Below are 12,236 nucleotides of genomic sequence, written 5' to 3'. Positions count from 1 at the left end.
TGCAAATCTTTGCTGGATTTCGGCGGAAACCACTAGTTACGCCGGGCATATCCGCTCATTTTTCCTTCAGTCCGGCCTTTCTCAGCCCGTCGGCCCAGTGTTGCCGGTCGCTGTCCTTGCGATAGTAGTAGTCCGTCGACTTTTCGACCGACCAGTCCGGGTCGTTCTTGCTGAACTCGGCCATGATCGCCCGTGCCTCGTCGAGGTTTCCGAGCTGGGCTTGGCTTGCGGCCGTGATCAGGCGCACATCGTTCGGCGGGTCGGTCATCTTGTCGATCGTGTCGATCGCCTCCTGGTACCGGCCGGCCATGTAGTAGGCCCGGCCAAGGTTCCAGAGGTACCAGTAGGGATACCAGGGATTGCGCAGCATTGCGCCCTCGACCTGCTCGATGGCCCGTTCCGGTTCGCCGCCATAGATCAGCGCCTCGGCCATGTCGGCGGCGAGGTCCGGGTCGTTCGGGTTGAGCTGGCGCGCGGTCTCGTACTCGTGAAAGGCCTTGTCGAAATTGCCCTGGTTCCAGGCGACGATGGCGAGGTACCAGTGGCTGCCGGAGTCGGCGCTCAGGCTGAGGGCCTTTTCGGCGTATTCCTCCGCCTTCTTCAACGAGGCCTCGCCGTCGGAACTCCATCCGTTCTGATAGTCCCGGACGTGGACATAGGAAAGCTCCGAATAGGCCGACGCGTAGGACGGGTCGAGCTCGATCGCCTTCTCGAACAACTGGCGTGCCTCCTCGTTGCCCTCGGGCGTCACCTTGTCGGGATCCGACCAGATCCGGCGGCCCTGAAGGTAGTAGTCATAGGCGTCCATGCTGCCGGTTGGCTTGTGGCTGGCGCGCTGCTCCTCCGCGTCGCTGACCTTGACGGCCATCGCCGTCACGATGTTGCGCGTGATCTCGTCCTGCACCTCGAACGCGTCCCCGAGGTCTCGGTCGTAGCGGTCCGCCCAGACGTGGTGCCCGGAGAGGGCGTCGATCAGCTGCACGTTGATGCGGAGCCGCTCGGGCGTCTTCTGGACCGTCCCCTCCAGCAGGTAGCGCACCTTGAGCGACTTGCCGATCTCGTTGGCCTTCGTCGGCTTGCCCTTGAAGGTCGCAGCCGAATTGTTGGCGATGACGAAAAGGCCGGCGAACTTGGACAGGTCCGTCGTGATGTCGTTGGTCAAACCGTCGCTGAAGTATTCCTGCGTTTCGTCGCCGCTGACATTGTTGAGCGGCAGCACCGCGATCGAGGGCTGCGCCGAGGCGAACTGTTGCGGCTCGCCGTTGCCGGAGGGGGTGACCGCGGGGCCGTAGGCCCACCAGAGCGGGACGGCCGCCACCGCCAGAACTGCTGCGACCACCGCGGAACGCCTTAGCGGCGAGCGCCGACGCCCTCGGCGCGACGCGGTGCCCTTCACCTCGTAGGCGCGGACGGGCAGCGGAATGTTCTTCAGCCGGCGCGCGCCGAGATCCTGGAACGCGAATTCCGGCAGGTGCTTGACCTGCTCGTACAGGCTTTCCGACACGCAGATGCCGCCCGGCTGCGACAGGCCTTCGAGGCGCGCGGCGACGTTGACGGCCTCGCCGACGAGGTTGTCCTGCTCGACGACGGCATCGCCGAGGTTGAGGCCGAGGCGGAACAGCATCCGCCGGTCCTCCGGCAGTTCGCTTTCGACCTCGCTGATCTGGCCCTGGATGGCGAGTGCGCTGCGCAGCGCCTCGACCGGGCTCTGGAACTCGGCGATGACGCTGTCGCCGGCGGTGCCGAAGATGCGGCCGCTGTGGCTACGGATGCATTGCTCGATGATCGTGGCGCATTCCTTGAAGAGGACGAGCGCGCCCTCTTCATCCTGCCCCACCAGTCGACTGTAACCGACGGCGTCGGCCACAAGTACGGTAACCAGCCTCCGCTCCATCGCTGCCCTCCAGCCATCGCTTTTGCTGTGCCGTTCGAGAAATGTGGTCGATCGGGTCAGGGGGGGACCGTGTCGTGATGCCGGTCACTCGCGACCGGATGCGGTGTGCCGATCCCTGCGCGTGTCAGCGCCGAAACGACGATCCGGTCGATCAGGTCGACATAGGCGATGCCGGCCAGCTGGCCCAGCAGCGGCAGGTCGGAATGCGTCGGGTGAAGGCCGGCCAGCGGGTTGGCCTCGAGAAAGCTCGCATTTCCGTCGCGATCGAGGCGGATGTCGATGCGGCCGGCGTCGCGGCATCCCAGTGCCATCCAGGCGGAGAGCGCGAGGCGGGATACGGCCGTGCCAGCCGCGTCCGTGGCCAGTCGAACCCGGACCCGCTCCTCGAAATACTGCTTGTTTTCATAGGAATAGATGTCCGCCTCGGCGGCATCCAGCATCAGCAGTTCCATCGCGCCGATCGCCTCGGCGTCAGCGCCGGTCCCCAGGATGCCCACGGTGAACTCGCGGCCGGGAAGGAAGGCCTCGACGAGCACGGGCTGCCTGTGACGGGCGAGCAGACGCCGACAGCCGGCGCGCAACTGGGCCATGTCGGTCACCCTCGACGCGGGCGAGATGCCCTTGCTCGTGCCCTCGGCGACGGGCTTGATGAACAGCGGAAAGGCGGTCGTCACGTGGCCCACGTCCTCAAGGCGCTCGACGACCAGAAAATCGGGCGTGCGAAGGCCGTGATCGCGGACGATGCGCTTTGCCGTCGGCTTGTGCAGCGTGACGCAGAGCGCGAGCGGGTCGGAGAAGGTGTAGGGTATGCCGTAGCTGTCCAGCAGCGACGGGATCAGTGCCTGGCGTCCGAATCCGTGCATGCCCTCGCCGATGTTGAAGACAAGACCCCAGCGCTCGCCGGCGGCAAGCCGCTGCACGAGGGCCTGGGCACGGCCGATCCGTTCGGTTGCATGGCCGAGCGAGTGAAGCGCGGCCTCGATGGCGACGATCGTCTCGATGCTGTCGAACTCGGCGGTCTGCTCGTCGTCAAATCCTTCCCCGGCATAGTCGTCGCGCAGGTCGAATGTGATGCCAATCCTCATTGCCCGATCGTCCTTCTTGCTGCGCGGCGCAGATCTTGCGGTCAAAGGAATCCGGATGGCTGCGATAAGCGTTCAGCTCGGTCGGCCCGAACAAGAGGAGGTGCCTGCGATCGACGGTCCGCCACCGCCCGGCACTGCAGCCTTGATCAGGACTGAGACGTCCGATGCTGCTTCCGGTTAATATATGTCAAATGTCGAATATAGACAAAACCAAAACTCTGGCTGGCATGCGGTTGAGCACCGCGCGCCGGGATACGCCCGTTTGCACTTGACTTGCCATTATCGCGTGAAAGACTGCGACCGTTGGCTGAAGCCCGCACCGGTCCACACCCGATATCCGACGGAGGAGACAGCATGACCGACTATCTCGCAGATGTCCGAAAGTACGACAGCGCCGCCGACGAGGCCGTGGTGAAGAAGATCGTCAGCCATCTCGGAATCGCGTTGCGCAACCGGGATTCTGCGCTCGTCTCCTGCTCCGACCCCGACGAACTGGATCGCGTCAAGGAGAAATGGTGCGGCAAGAAACTCGGCGTCACCGGCGAGGCGGCGGACAAGGCGGTCGAGAAGGTGTGCGCGGCGATGGCCGACGACCGCTCGAAGTCGCGCGTCACCTTCTACTATCTGGCGGCAAAGGAACTGGGCAAGCTCGGCACGCTCGCCTGAGCGCTTCGGGGCAGGAAATCCGGGATAAGATCCGATTCGCCATTGGTCGGTCGAAGTCTTGGCTCTAGATTGGGTGTCCGGAATCAGATCGGCGGCCGCCCCATGCAGCAATATCTCGACCTTCTCGCCCACGTGATGGAGCACGGGACCGACCGGTCCGACCGGACCGGAACGGGCACACGCTCCGTCTTCGGCTATCAGATGCGGTTCGACCTGTCGGACGGCTTTCCCGTGCTGACGACGAAGAAGCTGCATCTTCGCTCGATCATTCACGAGCTGCTGTGGTTCCTCAAGGGCGACACGAACATTGCCTACCTCCGCGACAACGGCGTCACGATCTGGGACGAGTGGGCCGACGAGGCCGGCGATCTCGGACCGGTCTACGGCTACCAGTGGCGCTCGTGGCCGGCCCCGGACGGCCGCCACATCGACCAGATCGCCACGGTGGTGGAAAGCATCCGCAAGAGCCCGCATTCGCGCCGGCACATCGTCTCCGCCTGGAATCCCGCGCTGGTGGACGAGATGGCGCTGCCGCCGTGCCACTGCCTGTTCCAGTTCTACGTCAGCGACGGAAGGCTGTCCTGTCAGCTCTACCAACGCTCGGCCGACGTTTTCCTCGGCGTACCCTTCAACATCGCCTCCTACGCGTTGCTGACGATGATGGTGGCGCAGGTGACCGGCCTGCAGCCCGGCGACTTCGTCCACACGCTGGGGGATGCGCACATCTACCACAATCATTTCGAACAGGTGGCGCTGCAGCGTGGCCGCAAGCCGAGGCCGCTGCCGTTCATGAGGATGAACCCCGCTGTGAAGGACCTTTTTTCCTTTCAGTACACAGACTTCGAACTGGTCGGCTACGAGGCCGAACCAAGCATCAAGGCGCCGATCGCCGTCTAGCGCGGCCGGCTGGCAAGGGAGGGAGCCATGCTGACGCTTGTCCATGCCACGCAATCGCGTTCGTTCCGCATGCTCTGGCTGCTCGAGGAACTTGGCGCCGACTATGCGATCCGCAATGTCAGCATCCGCCGCCGCGACGGGTCCGGCGGGCCGGATCCGGGCAATCCGCATCCGCATGGCCAGGTGCCGGCGCTTATCCATGACGGGTCGATCGTCACGGAGTCGACGGCGATCGCACTTTACATGACCGACCTCTTTCCCGGCTGCGAAATGGGCCGGGAGGCGGGCACGAGCGAGCGCGGCGCCTATCTCTCCTGGCTGGCCTATTATGCCGGCGTGATCGAGCCGGCCGCGATCAGCCACGTGAACGGCTGGACAGAGGGCAACGTCGAGGCTGCCCGGCTGCACAAGGCGATGTGCGACCATGTCGTCGCCACGCTCGACAAGCAGCCCTACCTGCTCGGGCAGGGGCCGTGCTCGGTGGACGTGATCCTGTCGAGCTCGCTGATGTGGATGCGATCGCTGCTGCCGGCCGGCGCCACGGTCGACCAGTACGTGCAGCGCATGGCGGCGCGGCCGGCGCTGGCGCGTGCGCAGGAACGGGACAAGGCGCAGGCTGCGGGCGGGGTGGAGTGAATGTCTGAACCGAAGATCGTACTGGTGGTGGCGGCCGCGCTGAACGGCGTGATCGGCCGCGACGGCGACTTGCCGTGGCGGCTGCCCTCCGACCTCAAGCGCTTCAAGCAGCTGACGCTCGGAAAACCGGTGGTGATGGGGCGAAGGACCTATCAGTCGATCGGCCGTCCACTGCCGGGGCGGCCGAACATCGTCGTGACCCGGGACACCGCCTTCCGCCCCGAAGGCGTCATCGTCGCGCGCTCGCTCGACGAGGCGCTGGTCTATGCGCGCCGCGAGGCGCAGCAACTCGGTGCTGACGAGATCTGCATCATCGGCGGCGGCGACATCTATCGCCAGACCATCGCCACGGCGGACATCGTGCATGTCACGCAGGTGCAGGCGGAAATTGAGGGCGATACCCGCTTTCCCGCCATCGAACCGGGCGATTTCGAGGTCGTTCACGAAGCGGAGATTCCGCAGGGCGAGAAGGACAGCCACGCCATGCGCTTCCTCACCTACCGGCGCCGTTCCGGGCGCTGAACGGTCCTAAGGGCCTGTTCACGAACTATTTTGCCCATTTGGCCCGAAGTTGGCGCCGGCTCCGTTGAAAGCGGCATGGTGGATACATATAACGGGATCACATCGTGTGACGCCCGGTTAACTTCGCGCGTGCGCATGAGAGCGGGAGAGACCAGAGAAAGAGGTATTGATGCCCTGGAGCAATCAGAACGGCGGCGGCGGCCCTTGGGGCGGCGGCGGCAACAATCAGGGACCATGGGGGCAGGGACCGAACCGACCCCGCGGCAGCGGCGGCCCGCCGGATCTCGAGGAGATCATCCGGCGCGGTCAGGACCAGCTGAAGAACGTGGTTCCCGGAGGCTTCAACGGCGGCATCCTCGTCATCGCGGCCCTGCTCATCGGGGTGTTCTGGCTGATGAACTCGATCTACACGGTCCAGCCGGACGAGCGCGGCGTCGAGCTGCGCTTCGGCAAGCCGAAGGACGAGATCGCCATGCCCGGCCTGCACTTCCATTTCTGGCCGTTTGAAACGGTGGAAATGGTCACCATCACCGAGCAGCAGCAGAACATCGGCCGCAGGGGCGCTGCCGCGGGCTCCGACGACAGCGGCCTGATGCTGTCGGGCGACCAGAACATCGTCAACGTGCAGTTCTCGGTGCTCTTCTCGGTCACCGATCCGCGGGCCTACCTCTTCAACCTGGAAAACCCGACGGCGACGCTGCAACAGGTCGCCGAGAGCGCGATGCGCGAGGTCGTCGGCCGCAGGCCGGCCCAGGACGTCTTCCGCGACAACCGCCAGGCGGTCGCCGAGGCCGTGAAGACGACGATGCAGTCGACCATGGATTCCTACGGCTCCGGCATTTCCATCAACACGGTCGCGATCGAGGACGCCTCGCCGCCGCGCGAGGTGGCCGACGCCTTCGACGAGGTGCAGCGCGCCGAACAGGACGAAGACCGCTTCGTCGAAGAGGCGAACCAGTATGCCAACCAGAAGCTCGGTCAGGCACGAGGCCAGGCCGCGCAGATCCGCGAAGAGGCCGCCGCCTACAAGAACCGCGTCGTCAACGAGGCCGAAGGCGAGGCGCAGCGTTTCGTGTCGATCTACGAACAGTACCGGTCCGCGCCGGACGTGACCCGCAAGCGCATGTTCCTGGAAACCATGGAGGGTGTCCTGAAGGGCTCCAAGACCGTCGTCATCGACGAAAAGCAGGGCGGGCAGGGCGTCGTTCCCTTCCTGCCGCTCAACGAGCTCGGAAAGCCGACGACGCAGCAGCAGCAGGCGGGAGGTACGCAGTAATGGGCAACCGTTTGCCAGCCATCCTTGTCGGGGCCGCCGTGCTCCTGTTCCTGGCCTATTCGTCGGTGTTCATCGTCAATGCCCGGCAGCAGGCGATCGTCGTCCGCTTCGGCGAGATCCAGTCCGTGAAGACCGAGCCGGGCATCTATTTCAAGCTGCCCTTCGCCTTCATGGACGCCGATCGCGTCCAGTTCGTCTCCGACCAGGAGCTCCGCTTCGACCTGGACAACATTCGCGTCCAGGTCTCCGGCGGCAAGTTCTACGAGGTCGACGCCTTCGTGGTCTACCGCATCAGCAATGCGCGCCGCTTCCGCGAGGCGGTGTCGGCCGACCGGGACGCCGCGGAAGCGCGGCTGCGCACGCGACTGGATTCGGCCCTGCGCCGCGTCTACGGTCTGCGCGGCTTCGAGTCCGCGCTTTCGGACGAACGCGCCTCGATGATGCGCGAGGTCCGCAACGAGTTGACGCCCGATGCGGAGAACCTCGGACTGACGATCAGCGATGTGCGCATCCGCCGCACCGATCTGACACAGGAAGTCTCGCAGCAGACCTACGAGCGCATGAAGGCCGAGCGTCTCGCCGAGGCCGAACTGATCCGCGCCCGCGGCAACGAGCAGGGGCAGACCCGCAGGGCGATCGCCGACCGTCAGGTCGTCGAGATCATTTCCGAGGCGCGGCGGGAATCGGAGATCATTCGAGGTCAGGGTGATGCCGAGCGCAATCGCGTCTTCGGCGAGGCCTTCTCGAAGGATCCGGACTTCTTTGCCTTCTATCGCTCGATGGGCGCCTATCGCCAAAGTCTGGGCGTCACCGACACCACCCTCGTGCTCAATCCGGATTCGGAGTTCTTCCGCTATTTCGGCGACATGAGCGGACAGGTGCCGGCTGCCGCGGCGCCACCTGCGCCCGTTCCTGCGGACTGAGCTTGCGGGAATGGCCGATTTCCTGACGGGAATTGCGTTCTTCCTGGTGATCGAGGGGCTGGTGTACGCACTGGCCCCTTCTTTGTTGAAACGCATGGCGGCGCTGCTGCCAGCCGTTCCGGATGCACAATTGCGGTTCCTCGGCCTCGCGTCTGTCGCTGCCGGCGTCGGGCTGGTCTGGATGATCCGGGGATAGACGCGCACGGCCACGACCGGCGCTTGCAGGCCGCAGGAGGAAGGGCAACAGTGCCGCGGCCGACGCCGGCCGATGCGCATCCCCAATTCCGCCGCATCCGTCGCGATGATTGGTTTATAATGGTTCATAAAGGAAAGCGCAGATGACAACGATCACCGGGGCACGACAGTTCGGCACGCGGACCTTGGCGACAGCGCTTTCGTTGCTCGTCGCGAGTGCCGGGCTCGTCCATGCGCAGGCCCAGTCCCAGGTTCAGATCCGGCCGCAGGTGGCGCTGCCTGCGCAGGGGCCGCAGTCGGTCGCCGATCTCGCCGAAAAGCTGCTGGACGCCGTGGTCAATATCTCCACCTCGCAGAACGTCAAGGACGACGACCAGACGCCGATGCCGCAGATCCCGGAGGGATCGCCGTTCCAGGACTTCTTCGACGAGTTCTTCAAGGGCGAACAGGGCGAGGGCGGCGGCGGCCCGCGCACCGTCAACTCCCTGGGGTCGGGCTTCGTCATCGATCCCGCGGGGTTCATCGTCACCAACAACCATGTGATCGAGGGCGCCGACGACATCGAGGCGAATTTCGCCGACGGCAGCAAACTGAAGGCGAAGCTCGTCGGCGTGGACACCAAGACCGACCTTGCGCTGCTCAAGGTCGAGCCGAAGACGCCGCTGGTCGCGGTTCCGTTCGGCGACTCGCGCCAGATGCGGATCGGCGACTGGGTGATGGCGATCGGCAACCCCTTCGGCCTTGGCGGGTCGGTGACCGTCGGGATCATCTCCGCGCGCGGCCGCAACATCAACGCCGGCCCCTACGACAACTTCATCCAGACCGACGCAGCGATCAACCGCGGCAATTCCGGCGGGCCGCTGTTTAACATGAAGGGCGAGGTCATCGGCATCAACACGGCGATCATCTCGCCGTCGGGCGGATCGATCGGCATCGGCTTCTCGGTGCCGACGGAACTGGCCGAGAACGTGATCCTGCAGTTGAAGGAGTTCGGCGAGACCCGGCGCGGCTGGCTCGGCGTGCGCATCCAGCCGGTCACCGACGACATCGCCGAAAGCCTCGGCATGGCCGCAGCCAAGGGGGCGCTGGTGGCGGGCGTGATCAAGGGCGGACCGGTCGACAACGGCATCATCAAGACCGGTGACGTCATCATCCGCTTCGACGGCAAGGGCGTCGAGGAGATGCGCGACCTGCCGCGGGTGGTCGCCGAGAGCCCGGTCGGCAAGGCTGTCGACGTCGTCGTCATCCGCGACGGCAAGGAGGTCAACGTCAAGGTGACGCTGGGCCGGCTGGAGGACGGCGAGAAGATCGCCCAGGCCGACACGGACGCCGGCGAAAGCGAGGACAAGGCACCGGATCAGCTCGCCGAACGGCAGGCCGCCCCGGTGATCCTCGGGATGACGCTGAGCGCGCTGGACGAGGCGACCCGGAAGAGCTACGGCGTCGTCGAAACCGTCAAGGGCGTGATGATCACCGCCGTCGATCCCAGTTCCAACGCCGCCGAGCGCCGCATCCAGCCGGGCGACGTGATCGTCGAGATCGGCCAGGAGGCGGTCACCACCCCGGAGGACGTCACCAAGCGCTTCGCCGCGCTCAAGGGTCAGGATCGCCGCAACGCGCTGCTCATGCTCGCCGACAAGACGGGCGCGCTGCGCTTCGTGACCGTGCGGATCGAGTAGGAATATTCTATTTTCGTCAGCGGGTTATGTCTGTCTGCGGTGAATTCGATTCATCACCTTCAGAACCCGATTCACGTGCTGGGACCCGGTTCGCGTGCCATTGTCGATGCGTGATCGCGTAGACGACGTGGGGGGCGAGGTGCGGATGGGTGTCCGGCACGCGCGGATGAAGAAAGTCGCGCGAGGGGTCTCGGCGCAGGCCGATGCGGGCCATGACAGCGGTGGATCGGACATTGTTGGCCACCGCGAAGGAGACGATTTCCGGCAGTGCGCAATTCTTGAAACCGTGGGCGAGCAGTGCCGAGGCCGCCTCGGTCGCATAGCCCTGGCCCCAGAAGGGCCGGGCCAGTCGCCAGCCGATCTCGACCGTGCCGTTCGGGAAGATGGGCTCGAGTTCGGTCCGGGCGAGGCCGCAGAAGCCGATCGGCCTGTCATCGCCGCGCAGCGCCACCGCGAAGAATCCGAGTCCGGTTTGCGCAATCGACTGGCGAATGCGGTCGAACAGTTCGTCCGACTGCTGTCGACTGCGCCGGAACGGGAAAAAAGCCATCACCTCCGGGTCGGAATTGATCTCGTGGAACAGGTCGCGGTCAGTCTCCGCCCAGTTGCGAACCGTCAGGCGGGGTGTCTTGCTGATGCTGCCGCTCACGCGCCCGGTCCGGGCGTGACGAAATCGGATCGCCGGTAGCCCTGGATGTAGAGCAGCGCCGTCAGGTCGCCGTGGTCGATGCGCATCCTGGCCTCGGCCGCGACGGCCGGCTTGGCATGCAGCGCCACGCCGGAACCGGAGCGGTGCAGCATGCCGAGATCGTTGGCGCCGTCGCCGACGGCCATCGCGTCCTGCGGAGAGATGCCGAGGCGCGCACAGATGTCGATCAGTGCATCGACCTTGGCCTGCTTGCCGAGGATCGGCTCGGCAACCTCTCCCGTCAGCGTGCCATCGTCCTCGAGCAGGATATTGGCCCGGTTCTCGTCGAAGCCGAGCCTTGCGGCGATGGGGTTGGTGAAGACGGTGAAGCCGCCGGAGACGAGCGCGGTATAATGGCCCCTGGCCTTCATGGTCGCGATCAGTTCGGGGCCGCCGGGGGTGAGCGTGATGCGCCTTGCGATAACCTCTCCGACGACGGCGAGCGGAAGCCCCTTGAGCAGGGCCACGCGCTCGCGCAGGGCCGGTGCGAAGGCAATCTCGCCGTTCATCGCGCGAGCGGTGATCGCCGATACCCGATCTTTCAGCCCGACCTCGGCCGCCAGCTCGTCGATGCATTCCTGGCCGATCATGGTCGAATCCATGTCGGCGATGAGGAAGCGCTTGCGCCGGGTCTCGGCCTCCTGGATGACGAGATCGATCGGATCGCCGCCCACGGCGGTCCGCAGACTTTCGCCCGCACCGGCCGGGTCGGCGCCATCGCGCAGCACGAGATCGCAGGCAATGCCGTCGGCGAGCCAGTAGAGGCCCGCCGCGTTCACCGCCGCCGCCGCCTTCTCTCCGATCGAGGGCGACAGGACCGGGTTTGACGGATTGGCGATAAGCGTGGCAACGAGGGCCATGATGAATATTCCCGAAGCTGAGACCGACGCGATCCTGATAGCCGGCCCGACCGCCAGCGGCAAGTCCGCGCTGGCGGTACGGCTGGCGCGGGCGCTTGGCGGCGTGGTCGTCAATGCGGACAGCATGCAGGTCTACGACACGCTGAACGTGCTGACCGCACGGCCGCAGCCGAACGAGATGGGCGGCGTCGAGCACCGGCTCTACGGGCATGTGCCTGCGGGGGACGCCTATTCGAGCGGGGAGTGGCTGCGCCAAGCGCGCGCGGTGACGGCGGAGCTTCGCGACCGCGGCAGGATGCCCGTCTTCGTCGGCGGGACCGGCCTCTATTTCAAGGCGTTGACGGGCGGGCTGTCGGACATGCCCACGGTCCCTCCGGAGATCCGCGAGGCGCTGCGGGCTCGGCTGGCCGCGGAGGGGCCCGAAGCGCTGCACGCAAGGCTGGCGGAGCGCGATCCCCGGTCGGCCGAGGCGCTCCGGCCCGCCGACGGGCAGCGCATCCTGCGGGCGCTGGAGGTCTTCGAGGCGAGCGGGCGCTCGATCCGGGACTTCCAGGCCGCCGCGGGTCCGGCGCTCATCGAACCGCAACGCGCGCGCAAGCTGGTGGTGCTGCCGGAGCGCCAGTTGCTGCACGAGCGCATCGATCGCCGCTTCGCCGCCATGCTGGCGTCCGGCGCCGTCGAGGAGGTGAGGGCGCTGCTGGCGCTCGGCCTGCCGCCGGAGATGCCGGTGATGAAGGCGATCGGCGTGCCGCAGATCGCGGCGTTCCTGGACGGCAGGATGAGCGCGGCCGAGGTGGCCGAACGCGGTGCCGCCGCCACCCGCCAGTACGCCAAGCGGCAGATGACATGGTTCCGCAACCAGATGGACGACAGCTGGACCCGCACCGACGGGGCCGACGTGACGGCGTGAGCGAG

Annotated in this window: 13 protein-coding genes; 9 read left to right on the top strand and 4 right to left on the bottom strand. The window is 66.0% G+C overall.

The features are described 5' to 3' along the window. Positions 1-55 precede the first annotated feature (55 nt). Together ACXAGF_RS12005 and ACXAGF_RS12000 are read right to left on the bottom strand one after the other, a co-directional pair. A complete protein-coding gene (locus ACXAGF_RS12005; protein ID WP_475017295.1) occupies positions 56-1,894 on the bottom strand; it encodes a tetratricopeptide repeat protein in 1,839 nt (612 codons plus the stop codon). Positions 1,895-1,950: 56 nt separating this feature from the next. Beyond that, positions 1,951-2,979 (bottom strand): D-alanine--D-alanine ligase family protein, encoded by a 1,029-nt coding sequence (locus ACXAGF_RS12000; protein ID WP_475017291.1) that lies wholly within the window; start codon positions 2,977-2,979, stop codon positions 1,951-1,953. Between the two features lie 354 nt (positions 2,980-3,333). On the opposite strand from ACXAGF_RS12000, the gene ACXAGF_RS11995 reads away from it, so the two are divergent. From ACXAGF_RS11995 to ACXAGF_RS11960, 8 genes are all read left to right on the top strand, one after another. Beyond that, positions 3,334-3,645 (top strand): DUF2853 family protein, encoded by a 312-nt coding sequence (locus tag ACXAGF_RS11995; RefSeq protein ID WP_475017290.1) that lies wholly within the window; start codon positions 3,334-3,336, stop codon positions 3,643-3,645. Positions 3,646-3,747: 102 nt separating this feature from the next. Further along, on the top strand, positions 3,748-4,542 hold the full coding sequence (locus tag ACXAGF_RS11990; protein ID WP_475017288.1) for a thymidylate synthase: 795 nt from the start codon (positions 3,748-3,750) through the stop codon (positions 4,540-4,542). A gap of 27 nt (positions 4,543-4,569) precedes the next feature. After that, on the top strand, positions 4,570-5,178 hold the full coding sequence (locus tag ACXAGF_RS11985) for a glutathione S-transferase family protein (RefSeq protein WP_475017287.1): 609 nt from the start codon (positions 4,570-4,572) through the stop codon (positions 5,176-5,178). Continuing rightward, complete coding sequence (locus ACXAGF_RS11980) at positions 5,179-5,700, top strand: dihydrofolate reductase (RefSeq protein ID WP_475017285.1); 522 nt, start codon at positions 5,179-5,181, stop codon at positions 5,698-5,700. Between the two features lie 169 nt (positions 5,701-5,869). Continuing rightward, positions 5,870-6,976 (top strand): FtsH protease activity modulator HflK, encoded by a 1,107-nt coding sequence (hflK, locus tag ACXAGF_RS11975; protein ID WP_475017284.1) that lies wholly within the window; start codon positions 5,870-5,872, stop codon positions 6,974-6,976. After that, complete coding sequence (gene hflC / locus ACXAGF_RS11970; protein WP_475017283.1) at positions 6,976-7,899, top strand: protease modulator HflC; 924 nt, start codon at positions 6,976-6,978, stop codon at positions 7,897-7,899. The genes hflK and hflC overlap by 1 nt, the downstream gene beginning before the upstream one ends. Positions 7,900-7,909: 10 nt before the next feature. Beyond that, the gene (locus ACXAGF_RS11965) at positions 7,910-8,095 is read left to right on the top strand and encodes a DUF2065 domain-containing protein (protein WP_475017281.1); all 186 of its coding nucleotides are present in this window, start codon (positions 7,910-7,912) and stop codon (positions 8,093-8,095) included. Positions 8,096-8,237: 142 nt separating this feature from the next. Beyond that, positions 8,238-9,773, top strand: coding sequence for a DegQ family serine endoprotease (locus tag ACXAGF_RS11960; protein ID WP_475017278.1), 1,536 nt, complete (start codon positions 8,238-8,240; stop codon positions 9,771-9,773). 16 nt (positions 9,774-9,789) lie between these two features. Here ACXAGF_RS11960 and ACXAGF_RS11955 read toward each other — a convergent pair whose 3' ends face one another. Continuing rightward, entirely contained in the window at positions 9,790-10,422 is a 633-nt protein-coding gene (locus ACXAGF_RS11955) for a GNAT family N-acetyltransferase (protein WP_475017276.1), read from the bottom strand. Continuing rightward, complete coding sequence (gene serB / locus ACXAGF_RS11950) at positions 10,419-11,321, bottom strand: phosphoserine phosphatase SerB (protein WP_475017274.1); 903 nt, start codon at positions 11,319-11,321, stop codon at positions 10,419-10,421. Before serB ends, ACXAGF_RS11955 begins: the two co-directional genes overlap by 4 nt. Here serB and miaA point away from each other — a divergent pair. Beyond that, positions 11,320-12,231 carry a tRNA (adenosine(37)-N6)-dimethylallyltransferase MiaA gene (gene miaA, locus ACXAGF_RS11945; RefSeq protein WP_475017272.1) on the top strand — a complete coding sequence of 304 codons (912 nt, stop codon included), beginning with the start codon at positions 11,320-11,322 and terminating at the stop codon, positions 12,229-12,231. The genes serB and miaA overlap by 2 nt on opposite strands. Positions 12,232-12,236 lie beyond the last annotated feature (5 nt).

It is taken from the genome of Mycoplana sp. ABR4_002 (assembly GCF_056159645.1).
This window is presented reverse-complemented; position numbering and strand designations above follow the sequence as displayed.